This is a genomic window from Caulobacter sp. ErkDOM-C, assembly GCF_048541825.1.
In the GTDB taxonomy this organism is placed as follows: domain Bacteria; phylum Pseudomonadota; class Alphaproteobacteria; order Caulobacterales; family Caulobacteraceae; genus Caulobacter.
In genome coordinates this window covers 36,029-52,532 of the sequence record NZ_CP183333.1, presented here as the reverse complement: position 1 = coordinate 52,532, position 16,504 = coordinate 36,029, and the positions used below count along the sequence as shown (strand labels likewise).

The following is a 16,504-nucleotide window of genomic DNA, read 5'->3' as shown; positions in this document are numbered from 1 at the left end:
CTGCGGGCGACGTCTTGCTCTGCTGGGCGACGCCGGCTCCGCAAAAGGGTGCCAAGCTGCTCAAGCCCGTCGTCATCAAACTCCGACCCGCTATGGCGCAGGTCGGCCAGGGCTCTCAGGTCGGGGAATTGATCCGAAGGCCGGAACAATCCATTGCAAATTTCAAGTATTAAGAAATCAAAGGCGGGGATTTAGGTTCATCTCAGGCCAGGAACTGCCCTGGTCGAAATCAAAATTCTGATCGCGCGTTTCCGAGGATGCTGCTCGAAAGAATTTTCAGGAGATGTTCAAAATGTCCATGAAAGCACTTCGCGCCGCTGCGGGCGCCCTCAGCCTGCTGGTCTTCACCCCTGTTCTGACCACGCCGGCTTTCGCCGTCGTTCCCACCTCGACATCGTCCGTAAATACTAACGAAGCCAACCTGGCTCTGCATGGCTATGATGCCGTCGCCTACTTTACAGGCGGTACGCCCATGGTCGGCGACGCCCGCTATTCGGCCAAGTACCAAGGCGCGACCTACCACTTCGCATCGGCCGCCAACCGCGCCGCTTTCAAGGCCAAGCCGGCTGCTTATGCGCCACAGTATGGCGGTTTCTGCGCAATGGGCGTTGCCCTGGAGAAGAAGCTGGATGGCGATCCGATGGTCTGGAAGATCGTCGACGGCAAGCTCTATCTCAACGTGAACCAGGACGTCTCCGTGGCCTGGAATCGCGACATTCCGGGCAATCTGGCCAAGGCTGAAGAAAACTGGCCGACCATCAAGAGCAAGACCCCCGACAGCCTCTAGTCGCAACGGCTAACGGGAGACGCCCATTCCGGGCGGTGTCCGTTTTCGGCTTTGCCTGGTCCATGCGCGAGCTAGCCGTCCCCCAATCCCCGGTTAGCTCGCCCCCTCTTGCCACCCCACCGCGAGGGGCCCGCCAGGTAGAGGCCCAGCGCCACCCCCAGCAGAGGACACGTCCTTTTCTTGGCGGCAGTGGCGCTGGGCGCTCCCGTCCATAACTTCAGTCAGATTCCACGAGTTGAGATCTTGAGAAAGCCAGCCCTTTCCCCATCGTTTCTGGGCCAGCTAAACTTGGCCCTACTGGGTGGCTGTGGCGGCTACTAGTGGATAGAATCTGACGCTTGGCACCCACGCGGCCATGGAACAGCGGGACCGAGGATTGCGATCGCCGCATCGTCATGAGCGGACATTCCCAACGGGTGAGATGGGTGCAGGCTGTGTAAAAACGCCGGGCCTGAGAAATTTTCGGGCAATTCCTTCCGCTAGAAGGTGGTTTTTCGCCTCATACAGAAACGTTCGTGCTGCGCGGGCTCTTGCGGTGGACGATTGTTCTAAGGGAAAATGCCGCTTCAGCGTTTTTACACAGCCTCGGTGGATACCCGACATTTGAGGTTTGACATCAAGCGGGGTTTCGCCACGGCCGGGTTCTGGCCTGCTGCGGCCAAGCCTCATGGAGTCGCACATGAAAATTCTTGGTTTGGCGGTCATCTTCCTAACGGCAGTCCTCGCTTCAGCCTGCACGGAAAGCGCCGACGCCCAGTCACAAGCGGACGTCGAGCAAGCCCAAGGCGCGCCCTATGTGCTGAAAGGCACCCAAGTCTGGTCCGTGCCCGACCCCGTGTCGGCGCGTGACTATGAGGTCTTTGTCAGCCTGCCCGCCAGCTACGAGACCAACCCGGACCGCCGCTATCCGGTGCTCTATGTCACCGACGCGGACTACGCCTTCCCGATCATCCGCCAGGTCGCCCGGCGCGTGAACCTGGAAGGGCCGGTGATCGAGGAGTTTATTCTGGTCGGCCTGTCCTATGCCAAGGGCGAGGACGGCCGCGTCAGCCGAAGTCGGGACTATACACCCACCGCCAACGGTCCACGATCCGCACGCGGCCTGGTTCAGGGCGGAGGGGCCGCCTATCAGACCTATCTGAAGACCCAGGCCATCCCGTTCATTGAGCATCGCTTCCGCGCCGAGCCGGCCCGCCGCGTGCTTCTGGGCCATTCCTACGGCGGTCTGCTGGGGGCCCAAATCATGTTCTCGGACCCGACGCTGTTCGACGCCTATGTGCTGGGCAGTCCGTCCTTCTGGTACGATCGACGCCACATCATGCGGATGGAGGCGGCCTATGCCGTCGATCACCGCGATCTGCCCGCGACCGTCTTCATGTACATCGGCGCCTTCGAGACGCCCGGCCCCAGCCCGCGCAACAACGCGGAGACCGACATGGTCGGCGACATGCGGACGTTCGAGCGCGTTCTGGAGGCGCGAAACTATCCGAACCTGAACATCCGATCGGCAGTGCTCGCCGACGAGGACCACCTGACCGTCGCGCCGGTCGGTTTCACGCGCGCCCTGATGGCCGTGCTGCCCGTGGAGCGCCAACAGCGTTGATCCGACGAGACGCCGTGCGTCGCAGAGCGGACCCGCCGGATTTCTGCAACGGGTCGATTCTCACCGTTGGGGTCGGGGCGTGAAGCGGACGTTCGATCGACAGCCACGCCGCAGGACCGCCGGAACTCAAGCGTTAGATTTTGACCACTAGTTGCGAGAACAGGCCGAGGCTTAGGCCCGCGACGGAGACCTCAGCGGTGCGGAGATCGACACGGCCTGGGCGGGGCGTGGCCTTGGTGTTTTGACTGGCGCGGCCATCGACTTTGCCTGTGCAGTCAGGTCGTTCAGTCCTGTCGCGGTCGGCTTTTGCCGTCAGAAGGCTCGGAGAGTCGGCTTGATGGACCTCAAGCTCGATTTGATCGAAGCCGAAGCGCTGCGGTTGGCGATGCGCGAAATCTCGATGGAGGCGCGCCCCGCGTTCCTCAGAACTGTCCTGGCCCATTAGGGCAAGACCCCGTCCTGCTGATTTGGTTGGCCGGCCGCAACTCCACGGATAACGGGAGTGACCTTAAACTTTAGCTTGGCCTCCAAGATTGAGCGAGTAGGGACGATGCCAATTGCGTGCCTACAGGCGATGCAGGTCTTTGTGAAAGTCGCAGAATGCGGCGACTTTGCCGAGGCGCAGCGACAACTCAGTATGAGCGCGCCCGCTGTGACGCGAGCTGTGGCGCTTCTAGGGGAGAGCCTTGGGGCGCATTATCTGTGGTTCACCGGCCTATTTCGACCAGCATGGCGCGCCTTCAGACCTCTCTGAGCTGCGCGACCATCGTATCGTTGCGGCGACCAGCGCTTGGGCCAATCTCGACTGGCGATGTGGGAAAAAGGCAGGAAACAGTCCGTCACTGTCGAGCCGCGGCTGTTCTGTCATAGCAACCCGTGCGCAATCGAGGCGGCGCGCAGCCGTAGGGTTCTCACGCGCGTACTGTCTTACCAGGTTGGCGCTGAGTTGCAGACCGGCGCCCTCCAGACGCTTCTCTCCGACTTTGAGAAAGAACCTTTGCCTATCCACGTGGTGCACCCAGAAGGCCGTCGCGCGTCAGCCAAGGTCAGAGCCTTCGTCGATCTGCCCGTGGACAGACTAAGATCCAACCGTCTGTCCAACTGAACGCGTGGACGGCTGGACCTTGGAAAGCGAGCGAAGAGACCATCAGGCCTTGGCGGATACAGCCTTGGCGATCAGGTCGCGTGGTGCCCCACGGTCCCACTCAGCCGCTCTCGGCAGCCGAGCCAACTCTCGACCCTGGCGATCTAGAACGACGCTAAAAGGAAAGCCCAGGGCGCCATAGCCTTCCGCCAAAAGCCGATCGTCGGCCAGATAGGGCGTCAGATGCGGAAAGCCCGACCGCCAAAAGTCGTCGACAGCATCCCAGCCCTTCCCGTCGAAGGACACAGGCAAGACTGCCAAATCGGACGGATAGGCTGCCGCCAGACGGTCAAGCGCCGGCATTTCGAGACGACAGGGCGCGCACCAGGTCGACCATAGATTCAAGAGCACGACACGACCCCGATAGTCCTTGAGGCTTCGGCTTCTACCCGTCTTGTCGGTGAAGCCGCCTGGTACGGCAGGCTTGCCGGCCTGGGCTACGATCAAACCCGTCGTAGGCTGAACTTTCCGTGCAGGCGCCGCGTGGGATTCTCCAACGGCAGCCAATGCCGCGCCTGCGGAAAACAATCCCAAGGTCAGCAGGTGTCGGCGAACGGGATCTGACGCATTCATCGCGCCACCTTCCCGTGGACGATGTGATCAAGCGAGATCTTGCCCGGTCCGTAGGTCGCGATCGCCAGAGCCATGGCAAACCAACCCAAATGCACGCCGACCAGGGCGTCCGGGTAGACGAAGAGCTGGATCACCAGGGTCATTGCGAACACCCCGAGCGCCGAGAGACGCGAAGCGAGCCCCAAAAAGAGGAGAATCGCGAAGGCGTGCTCTGAATAGGTGGCCAGCGTCGCCGCCAAGTCGGAAGGAAGAAGGGGCACCTTGTATTCGTCAGAAAACAGGAAATACGTGTTGTCCGAGATGGTCATCACGCCTTCGACCTTGGTTCTGGCCGACGTCCAGAACACGCCAGCCAGGCCCCAACGCAATCCAAGTTGAACAAGGCTACGGGGCATACGGTCGCTGACATTATAAATGCCGTCAGCAAGATCCTGGGCGAGGTTCTTCAAGGTTTGGGTGGGCATAGTATCCGTCTCCTGGACTATTGGGGATCGATTGAAACGAGGGCGTCGGCCGCGACGAGGCGGGCAAACGCTTCAGCGGCCCGCGTCTCGAGCCCATCGGGCCCGACCGCGTCGAGGGCATCGGCCAGGGCGCTGCATTGTTCGATGGCGCCTATCAGGGCCAAGTCGAACGCGTCGAGACGCGTGTGGGTCACATGGCCGGCACGTCGCGTGACCAGCACAGTTTCAGGCGACCAGTCGTCAACAACCGGGTCTTCGCCCGGCCGGTTGGCTAGCCAGATCGACTGTATGGGATACGTCGACGCTACGATGCTGGTGGCAGGCGCCAGGGTAAAGCGCCGCTGCAGGACCCCTTCGAGCCCCCCTGCATCGCCCAGGCTGAGAGGCCTCGCATCTGCGGCGTGGTAGGCGGCGATCCTGCGATATTCGAGGCGGGCGACATCGGCCAGATAGGGGACTTCGCCGGCCGGCGGAAAGTCCGCGATAAAGTCGCTTAGAGTGTCGCCATACTGGGCGATGATCCGCGACTGAGGTGGGTTTTGGCTTATGTAAAACTGCGCCATGGCGTCGAAGAACGCCTCGCCCACGATCTGTCGCGTGACCGGGAAGGCAACCGCCAGGGCAGCAGACAGGCCATGAAAATGGTTGGCGCGGTGGATGGCCAAGCCGCTGGACAAGTGGTCGGAAGCCGGTAGCCCAAGGCTCGCCGCGCGCACCGCCTGAGCGAGATCCGCGACGGCTAGCATGGCGATGACCAGCCGCGGACTGCGCTGAGCACGGCCGCTGCGCGCTCGACCTCCTTGGCGATCACGGAGAAGTCGGGAACGTGGTTGTCCCGCTCGATCAGGGTCGGCTTGGGGCCGCCCGCCGCGATCACGTCTGCGTAAAGCGACCAGACAGCCTCAGAAACGGCATCGCCATGGCTGTCGAGCAGGAAAGCTTCGCCAGCGGCGCCAACGATCCTCTCATGACCCGCGAGATGTATCTCGCCGACCTTGTGCAGCGGGAAGCGCTGGAGGTAATCGCCCGGATCCCATCCATGATTGGCTGTCGAGACAAAGACGTTGTTGATGTCCAGTAAGAGACCGCAGCCCGTGCGCTCGGATATTTCATCGAGGAAGGAAACCTCGTCGAGGTCTCCGATTTGTGGATTGAGATAGGTCGACGGGTTTTCGAGAAGCAGCCGAGTGCCTAGCCGATCCTGGACTTCGTCAATGTGAGAGCAGATGCGCCCCAGCGTCTCGCTGTTGTAGCCTACGGGCAGAAGGTCGTTGAAGTAGACGCCATCATGGCTGGACCACGCCAGGTGCTCAGAGAATGCTGCGGGCGACACCCGGTCGATAAGCGTCCGCAGCCTGTTTAGATGATCGGAGTCGGGACGCTCCATACCGCCCAGCGACAGCGCCACGCCGTGCAGGGATATCGGATAGAGCCTCGCCAGGTCGTCGAGCAGTTCCAAGGTCGGCCCGCCCGCGCTCATGTAGTTCTCGGCATGAATCTCGACGAAGCCGATCGCTCCCTCGCCGGCCAGCACCTCGCGGATATGCTCGCGCCGAAGCCCCACTCCGGCGGCCTTCGGGAGGCCGCCGGAGTGTCCTCGTGAAGGGCCTGCCGCCTCCAGGCGCCCCGTCGCATGCTCTGACCGGCTTTCGAGGGGGGCCATGGCAGGCAATCGCCTAGGCCTTGGGCTTGGCGACAAACACCGAGAGCTGGCCAAAGCCCGTCGCCGAGGTCGGCGACTTCATGGTCATGCAGCTGCCCTTGGGCACCAGCGTCCAGGCATTGCTTTGGTAATCGACCTTCGAGGTGCCAGCACAGGACGTGCCCGGACCGGCTGCGCAATCATTGTGGCCCGCTAAAGAGACGCCGTAGCACTTTTCGCGCGCCGGACGTTCGGCTGCGCTGGCCGCCGTGGCGCCCAGAGCAGCGGCCAGAGCGCCGACGATGAATGCATTTCGACTAATAGACATAAGCTCGTCCTTTTTTCAGTATATCGGCGCCTGAGCGCCGACATTATCAGCGCCCTAGCATTCCAGTTTTGAACGTTTCGACCGAACCAGGCCGGAGGCGACGGCCGGTACTTTCCGTCGCCCCTCTAGTTACGAACGAATGCTGCGCTGCTTAATCCGTTCAGTTTGGAATGGATCGTTGCGCGTAGCGAAACGCTGGCTGGCCTCGGGCCTCTACGGGCAATGAGGGGCTTGCCAGTGACTGGCGCTCATTGGGTTGCCGCCGCCAGGGGCGGTCGTCCCGTGAAGCCGGATTTCCCCGGCGCGGTGCTGGGCGTCACTTCTGACGACGCCTTCAATCTGCCGACACTGCCCAAGCGGTCGCTGGTGGTGGGCGGTGAATATATCGCGGTCAAGTTTGCCGGCATATTCAAAGGTCCAGGTGTGGAGACGAGGATGTCCGCTCGCACCTGGCCGATGAGCTGGAAAGGCGTGGCGTCAAGGCTGTGCTGGGTTACTCGCATGAGAACATCGAGCGGTCCGAGGCGGGTCTCGTCAGCCCGCTGAACAACGACCTGAACTTCGAGACCGACGTGGTCATGTTCGCCACCGGCCACGAGCCTTGCGTTGAAGGTCGGCGCGTTGGCTCCGATGCTGTCCAGCGAATGGCCCAACGGCCTGTCGCACCCGGAGTCTGAAGAACTCTGCCCCAGCTAAGACACGAAGCCAATAAACAAGACCGCTCTCCTCCGAGAGCGGCCTCGAATTGACGATAAGATGATTTCTGAAACCACTTTATCAACTGAGCCTGATGCGAGGCCAACACACTCCCGAAAACAGAAATCTCAAATACCTGGTGACGCCGGTCGCAGGTAAACGCTCACAATCTACTTAAATTGAGAATCTTGCTTCATACGCATGATGCACGAGCCTATCTCGTTTGACTTCTTCTCAAACGCACCTTGATCCAGTTCCCGATTTGCCTCGGCTATCTTTCCAGCATTGTACAACATCATGATATCGTACGCACATTTGTGAAATTCTGCGTGAACTTTTTTGAACTCTACAAACACTGGCACTGAAGAAAATTGTTTGCCGCCCTCGCCGTATATCCACTTACCCACCTCGCAGACATCATCACGCCTGATAGTTGCCGGCTCAATATTTTCTTCTCCTTTAATAGCTTTTCTGAGCCTGCCTTTAACGGCAGAATGTGTCATGAATGCTTTATCAAGAAACTCAGACATAGATTTTCTCCATTTATTTCTAGATCGCTATCTAAGATTTGAATTGAACTAGGTGCACCAAACATAACTGTCGTCAGCGATGCTCCTGACGGCGATCAGTCACCCAACCCCGTGTCCGGATAATCCCTTTTCTCGGCAATGATCAATTTCGGCCGGCGAAACAGTGGGGACTTCATCGTGTACTGGTCAGACCGCCTGCGGCGCGGAAAACGCGCGCGTGAGCCTGTGCCCGCCCAGAGCGAACCAGATTTTGAAGTCCACCTGCCACAGGTCATTGGTAACCGGTGCGAGCACCCCACGGCGCCGGAGGGCGGCTATTCGCCTACTGGGAGCCGACGGGGCCCATGCTTGCGGCGCGGCGCTGAGCGCATTGCTCGCGTATGACGCTGACGGCCTCGGGGATGAGGCGCCAAGTCTCACCCAGCTCCAGGGCGGGGATGGCGGGCGACATGCCGTCATAGATTGGAGCGCCGTCAGGCTTGGTGCAGTTGACCAAGATCGCCATGAGAGGCGCGGCGCTCTCGAAGGTCTCAAACAGTGGCTGCCACGCCGCCATGTTCAGACGCATGGCGCCGTAAAACCCGTTGGCCCAGTCCTCGACCAGCGCATCGCCCTCGTCGGTCCGCATATAGATGGGCGCGTAGGCGTGGGGAGCGTTGGCCAGAACGTCGCTGATCTTGTTGTAATGGGCGACAATGGCCTGGACCGCGGCATCGGCCTTGGTCCCCGCATGAGCCCGCTTCTCATGGTCGCCGATAAGGTGCCAGAGCCAGGTTTCCGGGTGGATGAAGACCGGGCCGATGGCGACGCCCGCCAGGAAGCCATCCATCATCGACACACCCGCAGTGTGGACCGGTGGCTTGGCTCTCTCAAACCAGTCTTCCAGAGCCTCCAGCGTCATCGGCTGGGATCGACGCGGCACCCTCACGCGGCAGCTTTCAACGGGACCGAGCGCGACGCCTTCCAGTTCCAGGCGAGCAGCTGATCAAGTTCGTTGTTCTTCACATCACCGCTGACGATCTGCTCCAGCACGTCGTTCAGCCAGGTAAACGGATCAAGGCCGTTGAGCTTGGCGGTATTGAGCAGCGAGGCCAGGATCGCCCAGCTTTCCGCACCGCCGTCATTGCCGGCGAAGAGGCTGTTCTTCCGGCCAAGCGCTATGGCTCTCATGCTGCGCTCCACGGTGTTGTTGTCCACCTCCAGGCGGCCATCGGTGAGGAACAGATTCAGGCCTGCCCAGTGGCCCAGGGTGTAGCGGATGGCGTCGGCCAAGGCCGACTTGCTGGAGATCTGAGCCAAGCCTTCCTCAAGCATCATTTTCAGGGCCTCCATCAGAGGGGCGGTCCTGGCCCGACGGGCCTCCAGCCGATGATCGGCGCTCGTTCCTCGGATCAGCGCCTCTTCCGCATAGACCAAGGCGATCTGCTCGATCACCCCCTGGGCGATCGGCGAGGCCGTCTTCTTGTGGACATCGGTAAATTTGCGCCGCGCATGGGCCGTACAGAAGGCCAGCTGGATAGTGCGATTTCCCTGACGTTCCTTGGCCAGGGCCTTGTAGGCGCCATAGCCGTCGACCTGCAGCACGCCATGATAGTCCGCAAGCTGATGCTTGATGGCTCCCAGTCCGCGTCCTTGGGCATAGATGTAGACGACCGCGGGCGGAGCAGGACCATTCCATGGTCGGTCGTCCGTCGCATGCGCCCAGAACCAGCCGGTCTTGGTTCGCTTGCGGCCCTTTTCGAGCACCGGCATCCGGGTCTCGTCACAGAAGATCCGCTCATGGGCGTGGATCATTTCGAGCTGACGCCGATAGAGCCCCGACAGCCACCATGCCGTCCGCTTGATCCACAGCGCCAAGGTCGAGCGGTCCAGAGCAACGCCCTGTCCGATCAGCATCTGCGATTGCCGGTTCAAGGGCATGTACCAGGCAAATTTCCAACACACGACGTTGGCGATCAGCGCCGTCGTCGCCATGCCGCCTTCAAACACTCTGCGCTTAGCCGGCGCTTGCACGATCGCGCCTTCACAAGCCCGACAGGCGTATTTCGGTCGCACGGTGCGCAGGACCCGCAAGCTGGCCGGCACGCCGTCCAACGCCTCGGCGACGTCCTCACCGATCTTGTGCAACCGCCCGGCGCAACAGGGGCATTGGGTCGACGCCGGCTCGATGACCTCGACCACTCGGGGAAGATGCTTTGGCAAGGCGCCAATGTTGCGCCGGGAAGCTCGGCGCGCGGCGTGCCGCAACCCAACAGGTTGCGCCGGCTCATCGTTGGCCGCCATGGACTTCACATCTGCCGCCAGATCGCCAAGATCGAGCCCGATCTGACCGTCCATGATTGCGATCGAGCGTTCAGACTTCGGGCCGAAGAGCATCGCCTGCGCGGTCTTCAGCGCATCGCGCAATTTGTCGATTTCCAGGTCGCGCGCCAACACCATGCCGATCAGCAGATCGGGATCGCGTGGGAAGTTTTCGCCACCTGGAAGCATGGCTAAATCTACCGCAAAAGCCTGTCATTTCCTAGCAAACACAGCCATTTCAGCCTGTTTTCGTCGGCCGATTGACCGGCCGCTCAACCACCCGCCGCCAGTCCATTCCGGCCAGTAGCAAAGCCATCTGGGAGCTGTTCAAGCGGACGACGCCGTTGACGACCGGCGGCCAGAAGAAGGCCCCGCTCTCCAAAACCTTGCTCACCAGGAGCACGCCGGTTCCATCCCAGGCGATCAGCTTAAGTCTGTCTGCCCGCTTGGACCTGAAGACGAAGATGTCGCCGCAATATGGATCGGCGTGGAGCGCCTGGGTCACCAACGCCACCAGACCGTTGACCCCTTTCCTAAAATCAATGGGCTGGGCGGCGACCACGATCTTCAATTCAGGTCCAAAGGCAATCACGCGCCGGTTCTCAAGGCCGCAAACACCACGCGCAGCGTCGCGGCGTCCACCGCGCTGGTCACCCAGATCCTGGCGCCGGCCAGCTCAATCTCGATCCGCCCTTCGGAGCGCGCGACCGGCACCCCCTCATCGCCGTCGAGCCTGACGGGCACAAACATCGGCTCGGCCGGCGCGCCATGCTGCCGGACCTTGCGTCGCCAGTGATGCAGGAGGCCCAGGCTTACGTCGTAGCGCCGAGCCACGTCGGACACGCGTGCGCCAGGCTCAAAGCTTTCCGCCGTGATCAGCGCCTTGTCCTGCGCCGACCAGCTTTTGCGGCGGTAGACCCCGCTGATCACCTCGACCCGGCCCCGTCCACCAGGAGGTCCGCCAGATCGATGATCAGGATGATGCTGATGATCGTCCTGATCACTCCTTGCGCCGCCGGAATCCCGAGACCCTCGCCAAGTTGTCGATCCAGCCTCGCCCAACTCAATCCTCCCCGACAACCATCAGGCAGGGTTATCGCCCGTCATGCGACGCAGCGGTATGTGGGGTGTTCGCGCCGGTTACGGTCATTGGGCTCGGCGTGCTCGAAGCGGGCCCAGTCGCTCGCCTGATCGGCCCCAAGTCCGTTAAAGGCGCCTTGCCGGCGAACGATCTGGGCGATCGTCGAGGCCGATGGCGCCTGGGCCTCGTTCTGCGTGCGCGTCCAATGACGACCCTGGACCCGGCGTGGGTGCAGCCGGCAGAGAGTACCTCTTTGGTGGCGGTTGAGGCGTCAGGCCCGGATTGTTGCGGTATCCGCGGATGACGTAACGGCACCTGCGATCGTCCTCAATAAGAGGCTCGCGTCGATCGGCTTTGCAAGGAAAGCATGGAATCCCAGCTCGGAGTAATGTTCCATGTCACCATCGAGGACATCCGCGCTAAGCGCGATGATCGGCGGAGGTCGCCAGTCTCTAGGCGGCTCTTCGTGAATGATGCGGGTCGCGGTGATTCCGTCCATGACCGGCATACGCAGATCCATAATGCATACATCAAAAGGCTTAGCGCGCATCATCTCGAGGGCGACCGCGCCGTTGCCGGCGACTGAGCAGACGTGACCCACGCTTTCCAAGATCGTCTTGATCAAGCGTTGCAGCATCGGATTGTCCTCAGTAATCAGTACTTCAAGTGGTTCACTTTCTAGGCGCGCTAGCTGTTCAAGCTGACCGATCTTTGTCCGACAGGCTGTCGTTGGAATCTCGAACCAGAACCGAGCGCCGCCTTGTGGCAGGTTCTCAGCGGCGATCTCGCCGCTCATAGACTTAATTAGGTGAGCACTAATCGCTAGCCCGAGCCCCGCGCCGTCGTGCAGGCGAGCGGCAGAGTTGTCCGCCTGCTCGAACGGCTCGAAGATCCGTTCGGTAAGCTCGACGGGGAATCCAGGGCCTGAATCTATCACGTCGACGCAAAATCTACCCGCTTCCCGCGAGCCGAACCAAGCAGCCTCGACACTCACCTCTCCAACCTCGGTAAACTTCAACGCGTTGCCGACCAAGTTCACGACAATCTGCCGGAGGCGATCGGCGTCGGCGACAATGACCTCGGGCACGTCCTTTGCCACGCGTAGTGACAACGCGACTCCCTTCTTGGCGGCGATCGGCGAGAGCAGTTTGACTGTCGCAGCAAGAAGATCGGCGGGATTGACCGGGGCCGTTCGGATAACCGGATTGGCCTCGGCTTTCGCCAAGCTCAGGACGTCGTTTACAATCGCGTGCAGTGCGCGGGCGGCTTCCAGTAGGGAGGCGACGTAATCCTGCTGCTTTAGATCCAATGGCGTCTGAGCCAGTAGCTCGGTCAGACCGATCACGCCGGTCAATGGCGTTCTGAGTTCGTGACTCATCGTCGCCAAGAACAGTCCCTTGGCGCGCGATGCCGCTTCGCAGCGCTCCTGCGCCAGGGAAAGATCGGCCAAGGCCTGCTTGTGGGCGGTGACATCAAAGCGGATGGCCAGATAGGCAACAGGCTGACCTGTGGCACCTAGCTGCGGCGTGACGGTAGTATCGAGCCAGTAGAGGCTGCCATTTTTATGACGGCTGCAGACTGTCCCGCTCCATGTGCCGCCTGAGGCGACTGCCTCGTACATTTCCGAAATGAATTCAGGTGGGTAGCGGTCAGAACTGAAGATGTTGTGTCGGTCGCCGATGATCTCGGTACGTGTAAACCCACTAACTTCGCAAAACTTTTCGTTGCATTCGATGATGTTCCCGCTCAGGTCGGCGCGGACAACGATAGCAGCTCTATCGCAGGCGCTGGCGAATAGACCCCCACTCGCGGCCTGGGTCTGCGGAACCGTTTCGCTAAAAAACTCCGGGTGACTTTCCATCGTTGCTGACTCCAATCCCAGGGCGGCCGGAGTTTTGTTTTCGACCGGATACAGTTCGTGATGTGAAATGAACCTAAATCCCCGCCGTTGATTTCTCATACACACTAAATTTGTAATGGATTGTTCCAGCCTCCGGATGGTGCTGTCAGAGCAAATTGCTGACAGCGGTCAGTGACCGGTAGCTTGCTGGGATGACCAGCCCATTCCGCTACTTCAACAGCTCGCCCGAGGCGATCTGCCTAGTGGTGATGATGTACGTCAAGTAACCGCTGTCGCTTCGGAACGTTGAAGACCTCCTGGCCAAACGGGGCATCGATATTTGCCACGAGACGGTGCGGTTCAGGTGGAACAGGTTTAGCCCGATGTTCGCCGCAGAGATCCGCCAAAGGAGGGTCCGGCGGATGAAGGCCTTCAGACACTGGAAGTGGCATCTCGATGAGGTCTACGTCAAGATCAACGGCCAGATGCACGAGCTCTGGCGGGCCGTCGATCACGAGGGTGAAGTGCTAGAGTCCTTCGTCAGCAAGACCCGCGACAAGCCTGCGGCGTTGAAGGTCATGAAGAAACTGATGAAGCGGCACGGACGTGCCAAGGTGGTCAACACCGACGGCCTGCGCTCATATCGGGCGGCGATGAAGGAGCTCGGCAACGCCGACAAACAGGAGACTGGCCGCTGGGCCAACAACCGTTGTGGGAACTCACACCTGCCGTTCCGACGACGAGAACGGGCCATGCTGCGGTTCCGACAGATGAAGAGCCTGGAGAAATTCAGCTCCGTCCACGCCGCCTTCCACAACCACTTCAACCAGGAGCGCCACCGCATCAACGTAGCCCTCCGGTGAAAGCCGCCTTGCCGAGGTGTCTGGGATGCTGATGCTGTGCTCGTAAGGACGTCCTTACGAGTACGCAAAGCTGCAGGGCATGGGCCATTCGAGTTTGATTATGGGCCCGGAGCGCCGTCGGCGTTGGTCGGAGGCAACCAAACGCGCCGTGCTGGAAGCGGCGTTCGCGCCCGGCGCGGTCGTGATTGAGATCGCCCGGCAAAACGAGATCTCCACCAGCCTGATCTACAAGTGGCGACAGGAAGCGATGGCGGCGGTCGCCGCACCGGCTTTCGCGCCCGCGATCCTGCTCAATGAGCCGGCGCCAGCGACATCGCGTCCCGAGCCGGCGATCGTGGTTGAACTGGTCGGCGGCGCGCGGGTGAGCATCAACGCCGCCGCCTCGCCCGGCTTGGTCGCGGCGACGCTGCGAGCCCTGCGATGATCCCAATCGCCTCTGGGGTGCGCGTGTGGATCGCGGCGGGACACACCGACATGAGGAAGGGTATGCAGGGCCTGGCTCTGCTGGTGCAAGAAGGCCTGGGTCGAGATCCGTTCGCCGGCGATGTCTTCGTGTTCCGGGGGCGTGGCGGATCGCTGATCAAGGTACTGTGGCATGACGGCCTGGGGCTGTCGCTCTACGCCAAACGACTGGATCGGGGACGGTTCGTCTGGCCTGTCACCGAGGGCGGCGCGGTGGCGCTGACGGCCGGGCAGATGTCGTATCTGCTGGAGGGCATCGACTGGCGAAACCCCCAGCACACCTGGCGTCCGTCTGCCGCCGGGTAGCCAAAAATAGTCGGGTCGGCCTGCATTTAGGGGCGCCACAAGCGGCGAAATTTATGATTCCATCGGGGTCATGGACGCTGACCTCGCAGCCCTGCCGGACGATATCGAAGCGCTGAAGGCGGCGCTTCTGGTCGCCCGGGCCGAGGTCGCCATGGCCCTGGCTCGGCAGTCCGACGACCAGGCGCTGATCGCCCACCTGAAGCTCCAGATCCAGAAGCTCAATCGTGAGCGCTTCGGTCCTCATTCCGAGCGCACGGCCCGCCTGCTGGATCAACTGGAACTGCAGTTGGAGGAGCTGGAGGTCTCGGCGACGGAGGACGAACTGGCTGCGGAAATGGCGGCGGCGCGGGCTACGACGGTGGCCGCCTTCAGCCGCAAGCGGCCTTCGCGCCAGCCCTTCCCGGAACACCTGCCGCGTGAGCGGGTGATCGTGCCAGGTCCGACCGCCTGCGCCTGCTGTGGCGGGCTGCGCCTCTCGAAGCTGGGCGAAGACGTCACCGAAACGCTGGAGGTCGTGCCCCCGTCCTGGAAGGTCATCGCGCACGTCCGCGAGAAGTTTAGCTGCCGCGACTGTGAGGCCATCGGCCAGGCGCCAGCCCCGTTCCATGTGATCGCCAGGGGCTGGGCGGGTCCCAGCCTGTTGGCCATGATCCTGTTCGAGAAGTTTGGTCAGCATCAGCCGCTCAACCGCCAGGCCGACCGCTATGCTCGCGAGGGCGTGCCGCTCAGTCTGTCGACCCTGGCCGACCAGGTCGGGGCCTGCACGGCGGTGCTGGCGCCGCTGTTCCAGCGGCTGGAGGCTCACGTGCTTGCCGCCGAACGATTGCACGGCGACGATACCACGGTTCCGGTCCTGGCCAAGGGCAAGACCGACACCGCCAGGCTCTGGGTCTATGTGCGTGACGACAAGCCGTTCGCGGGATCGGCGCCACCGGGCGCAGTCTTCTACTACTCGCGTGATCGAGGCGGCGAACACCCACAGGCGCATCTGTCAGGTTATGCCGGCCTGTTCCAGGCCGACACCTATGGCGGATACGGCAAGCTCTATGAGCCGGGGCGAACCGCGGGGCCGATCCTTGAGGCGGCCTGCTGGGCGCACGCGCGTCGGCCATTCTTCGTGCTGGCCGACCTGGAGCAGAACGCTCGCCGCAAGGCTCGCGGCGCGGCGCCGGCGGTGATCCCGCCGATCGCCCTGGGCATGGTCCAGCGGATAGACGCGCTGTTCGAGATCGAGCGAGGGATCAACGGCCAGGACGCTGATCGGCGCCTGGCGGTGCGACAGGAGCTAAGCGCCCCGCTGGTCGCCGAGATGGAGATCTGGATGCGCGAGCAGCGCGCCAAGCTCTCACGCGGTCATGACCTGGCGCGGGCCTTTGACTACATGCTCAAGCGCTGGGCCGCGTTCACGCGCTTCCTCGACGACGGCCGCGTCTGTCTGAGCAACAATGCCGCCGAACGGGCGCTGCGCGGCGTCGCCATGGGGCGCAAGTCCTGGCTGTTCTGTGGTTCTGATCGCGGCGGCCAGCGCGCGGCGGTGATGTACAGCCTGATCGTCACCGCCAAGCTGAACAACATCGACCCTCAAGCCTGGCTGGCCGATGTCCTGGCTCGCATCGCCGAGCATCCCAGTCAGCAGCTCGACGAACTCCTGCCTTGGAACTGGCGGCCGCTCGCCACGGTCGGGCGCGCCGCTTAGGCGCCAGCGCGGCCTTCACCGGATGGGTACGCATCAACCGGGAAACTTAGAAGGCACAACGCTCAGCCGCCTTGGCTGAGCGTCAATCCCTCATGGCCTGAGACCGGGCTGTTTCTGCTCGAATTGCGCCCAGTAGAGACAAGCTGGGGTTAGACTGACAGCACCCGACTCCGCAATCGTGGAACCGT

Annotated in this window: 19 protein-coding genes and 1 pseudogene; 9 read left to right on the top strand and 11 right to left on the bottom strand. The window is 61.9% G+C overall.

Translation table 11 applies throughout. The features are described from left to right. Positions 1 to 298 precede the first annotated feature (298 nt). From ACN2C8_RS19310 to ACN2C8_RS19295, 4 genes are all read left to right on the top strand, one after another. Positions 299 to 787 (top strand): YHS domain-containing (seleno)protein, encoded by a 489-nt coding sequence (locus ACN2C8_RS19310; RefSeq protein ID WP_419255984.1) that lies wholly within the window; start codon positions 299 to 301, stop codon positions 785 to 787. A 679-nt stretch (positions 788 to 1,466) separates the two neighbouring features. Further along, complete coding sequence (locus ACN2C8_RS19305) at positions 1,467 to 2,390, top strand: alpha/beta hydrolase (RefSeq protein ID WP_419255983.1); 924 nt, start codon at positions 1,467 to 1,469, stop codon at positions 2,388 to 2,390. A gap of 550 nt (positions 2,391 to 2,940) precedes the next feature. Then, a complete protein-coding gene (locus tag ACN2C8_RS19300; RefSeq protein WP_419256081.1) occupies positions 2,941 to 3,144 on the top strand; it encodes a helix-turn-helix domain-containing protein in 204 nt (67 codons plus the stop codon). A 57-nt stretch (positions 3,145 to 3,201) separates the two neighbouring features. Beyond that, a complete protein-coding gene (locus ACN2C8_RS19295; RefSeq protein ID WP_419256080.1) occupies positions 3,202 to 3,495 on the top strand; it encodes a LysR substrate-binding domain-containing protein in 294 nt (97 codons plus the stop codon). A 42-nt stretch (positions 3,496 to 3,537) separates the two neighbouring features. Here ACN2C8_RS19295 and ACN2C8_RS19290 read toward each other — a convergent pair whose 3' ends face one another. From ACN2C8_RS19290 to ACN2C8_RS19270, 5 genes are read right to left on the bottom strand one after another with little or no spacing between them, the layout of a single operon-like run. Next, a complete protein-coding gene (locus ACN2C8_RS19290) occupies positions 3,538 to 4,107 on the bottom strand; it encodes a TlpA family protein disulfide reductase (protein ID WP_419255982.1) in 570 nt (189 codons plus the stop codon). Beyond that, positions 4,104 to 4,571 (bottom strand): DoxX family protein, encoded by a 468-nt coding sequence (locus ACN2C8_RS19285; protein ID WP_419255981.1) that lies wholly within the window; start codon positions 4,569 to 4,571, stop codon positions 4,104 to 4,106. The genes ACN2C8_RS19290 and ACN2C8_RS19285 overlap by 4 nt, the downstream gene beginning before the upstream one ends. Before the next feature lie 17 nt (positions 4,572 to 4,588). Further along, on the bottom strand, positions 4,589 to 5,317 hold the full coding sequence (locus ACN2C8_RS19280; RefSeq protein WP_419255980.1) for a DNA-binding domain-containing protein: 729 nt from the start codon (positions 5,315 to 5,317) through the stop codon (positions 4,589 to 4,591). Beyond that, positions 5,311 to 6,234: a DUF692 domain-containing protein gene (locus ACN2C8_RS19275; protein ID WP_419255979.1), complete on the bottom strand. Its 924-nt coding sequence runs from the start codon at positions 6,232 to 6,234 to the stop codon at positions 5,311 to 5,313. The genes ACN2C8_RS19280 and ACN2C8_RS19275 overlap by 7 nt, the downstream gene beginning before the upstream one ends. A 13-nt stretch (positions 6,235 to 6,247) precedes the next feature. Continuing rightward, the gene (locus ACN2C8_RS19270) at positions 6,248 to 6,541 is read right to left on the bottom strand and encodes a DUF2282 domain-containing protein (protein WP_419255978.1); all 294 of its coding nucleotides are present in this window, start codon (positions 6,539 to 6,541) and stop codon (positions 6,248 to 6,250) included. 222 nt (positions 6,542 to 6,763) lie between these two features. Here ACN2C8_RS19270 and ACN2C8_RS19265 point away from each other — a divergent pair, with 222 nt between their 5' ends. Next, complete coding sequence (locus tag ACN2C8_RS19265) at positions 6,764 to 7,087, top strand: FAD-dependent oxidoreductase (protein ID WP_419256079.1); 324 nt, start codon at positions 6,764 to 6,766, stop codon at positions 7,085 to 7,087. Between the two features lie 320 nt (positions 7,088 to 7,407). On the opposite strand, the gene ACN2C8_RS19260 is transcribed toward ACN2C8_RS19265, so the two are convergent. The 6 genes from ACN2C8_RS19260 to ACN2C8_RS19235 all read right to left on the bottom strand — a co-directional run bounded on the left by ACN2C8_RS19260 (position 7,408) and on the right by ACN2C8_RS19235 (position 13,010). Further along, positions 7,408 to 7,767, bottom strand: coding sequence for a CZB domain-containing protein (locus tag ACN2C8_RS19260; RefSeq protein ID WP_419255977.1), 360 nt, complete (start codon positions 7,765 to 7,767; stop codon positions 7,408 to 7,410). Between the two features lie 322 nt (positions 7,768 to 8,089). Beyond that, positions 8,090 to 8,668 carry a UPF0149 family protein gene (locus ACN2C8_RS19255; RefSeq protein ID WP_419255976.1) on the bottom strand — a complete coding sequence of 193 codons (579 nt, stop codon included), beginning with the start codon at positions 8,666 to 8,668 and terminating at the stop codon, positions 8,090 to 8,092. A gap of 23 nt (positions 8,669 to 8,691) precedes the next feature. After that, entirely contained in the window at positions 8,692 to 10,257 is a 1,566-nt protein-coding gene (gene tnpC, locus ACN2C8_RS19250; RefSeq protein ID WP_419255975.1) for an IS66 family transposase, read from the bottom strand. Positions 10,258 to 10,306: 49 nt separating this feature from the next. Then, positions 10,307 to 10,660 (bottom strand): IS66 family insertion sequence element accessory protein TnpB, encoded by a 354-nt coding sequence (tnpB, locus tag ACN2C8_RS19245; protein ID WP_419255974.1) that lies wholly within the window; start codon positions 10,658 to 10,660, stop codon positions 10,307 to 10,309. Next, the gene (tnpA, locus tag ACN2C8_RS19240) at positions 10,657 to 10,998 is read right to left on the bottom strand and encodes an IS66-like element accessory protein TnpA (protein WP_419255973.1); all 342 of its coding nucleotides are present in this window, start codon (positions 10,996 to 10,998) and stop codon (positions 10,657 to 10,659) included. The genes tnpB (ACN2C8_RS19245) and tnpA overlap by 4 nt, the downstream gene beginning before the upstream one ends. A gap of 422 nt (positions 10,999 to 11,420) precedes the next feature. After that, entirely contained in the window at positions 11,421 to 13,010 is a 1,590-nt protein-coding gene (locus ACN2C8_RS19235; protein ID WP_419255972.1) for an ATP-binding protein, read from the bottom strand. A 191-nt stretch (positions 13,011 to 13,201) separates the two neighbouring features. Here ACN2C8_RS19235 and ACN2C8_RS19230 point away from each other — a divergent pair. The 4 genes and pseudogenes from ACN2C8_RS19230 (at position 13,202) to tnpC (ACN2C8_RS19215) (ending at position 16,316) form a co-directional block, all read left to right on the top strand. After that, positions 13,202 to 13,852, top strand: a pseudogene (locus ACN2C8_RS19230) (IS6 family transposase). Positions 13,853 to 14,000: 148 nt separating this feature from the next. Continuing rightward, on the top strand, positions 14,001 to 14,276 hold the full coding sequence (locus ACN2C8_RS19225; protein WP_419262263.1) for a transposase: 276 nt from the start codon (positions 14,001 to 14,003) through the stop codon (positions 14,274 to 14,276). Further along, entirely contained in the window at positions 14,273 to 14,620 is a 348-nt protein-coding gene (tnpB, locus tag ACN2C8_RS19220; protein WP_419255970.1) for an IS66 family insertion sequence element accessory protein TnpB, read from the top strand. Before ACN2C8_RS19225 ends, tnpB (ACN2C8_RS19220) begins: the two co-directional genes overlap by 4 nt. A gap of 70 nt (positions 14,621 to 14,690) precedes the next feature. Beyond that, the gene (gene tnpC, locus ACN2C8_RS19215) at positions 14,691 to 16,316 is read left to right on the top strand and encodes an IS66 family transposase (protein WP_419255969.1); all 1,626 of its coding nucleotides are present in this window, start codon (positions 14,691 to 14,693) and stop codon (positions 16,314 to 16,316) included. Positions 16,317 to 16,504: the final 188 nt, after the last annotated feature.

Coding starts and splice junctions, on each gene's coding strand:
- ACN2C8_RS19310 (WP_419255984.1), top strand. CDS start 299: ATGAAAGCACTTCGCGCCGCTGCGGGCGCCCTCAGCCTGCTGGTCTTC.
- ACN2C8_RS19305 (WP_419255983.1), top strand. CDS start 1,467: ATGAAAATTCTTGGTTTGGCGGTCATCTTCCTAACGGCAGTCCTCGCT.
- ACN2C8_RS19300 (WP_419256081.1), top strand. CDS start 2,941: ATGCCAATTGCGTGCCTACAGGCGATGCAGGTCTTTGTGAAAGTCGCA.
- ACN2C8_RS19295 (WP_419256080.1), top strand. CDS start 3,202: ATGTGGGAAAAAGGCAGGAAACAGTCCGTCACTGTCGAGCCGCGGCTG.
- ACN2C8_RS19290 (WP_419255982.1), bottom strand. CDS start 4,107: ATGAATGCGTCAGATCCCGTTCGCCGACACCTGCTGACCTTGGGATTG.
- ACN2C8_RS19285 (WP_419255981.1), bottom strand. CDS start 4,571: ATGCCCACCCAAACCTTGAAGAACCTCGCCCAGGATCTTGCTGACGGC.
- ACN2C8_RS19280 (WP_419255980.1), bottom strand. CDS start 5,317: ATGCTAGCCGTCGCGGATCTCGCTCAGGCGGTGCGCGCGGCGAGCCTT.
- ACN2C8_RS19275 (WP_419255979.1), bottom strand. CDS start 6,234: ATGGCCCCCCTCGAAAGCCGGTCAGAGCATGCGACGGGGCGCCTGGAG.
- ACN2C8_RS19270 (WP_419255978.1), bottom strand. CDS start 6,541: ATGTCTATTAGTCGAAATGCATTCATCGTCGGCGCTCTGGCCGCTGCT.
- ACN2C8_RS19265 (WP_419256079.1), top strand. CDS start 6,764: ATGAGGGGCTTGCCAGTGACTGGCGCTCATTGGGTTGCCGCCGCCAGG.
- ACN2C8_RS19260 (WP_419255977.1), bottom strand. CDS start 7,767: ATGTCTGAGTTTCTTGATAAAGCATTCATGACACATTCTGCCGTTAAA.
- ACN2C8_RS19255 (WP_419255976.1), bottom strand. CDS start 8,668: ATGACGCTGGAGGCTCTGGAAGACTGGTTTGAGAGAGCCAAGCCACCG.
- tnpC (WP_419255975.1), bottom strand. CDS start 10,257: ATGCTTCCAGGTGGCGAAAACTTCCCACGCGATCCCGATCTGCTGATC.
- ACN2C8_RS19235 (WP_419255972.1), bottom strand. CDS start 13,010: ATGGAAAGTCACCCGGAGTTTTTTAGCGAAACGGTTCCGCAGACCCAG.
- tnpB (WP_419255970.1), top strand. CDS start 14,273: ATGATCCCAATCGCCTCTGGGGTGCGCGTGTGGATCGCGGCGGGACAC.
- tnpC (WP_419255969.1), top strand. CDS start 14,691: ATGGACGCTGACCTCGCAGCCCTGCCGGACGATATCGAAGCGCTGAAG.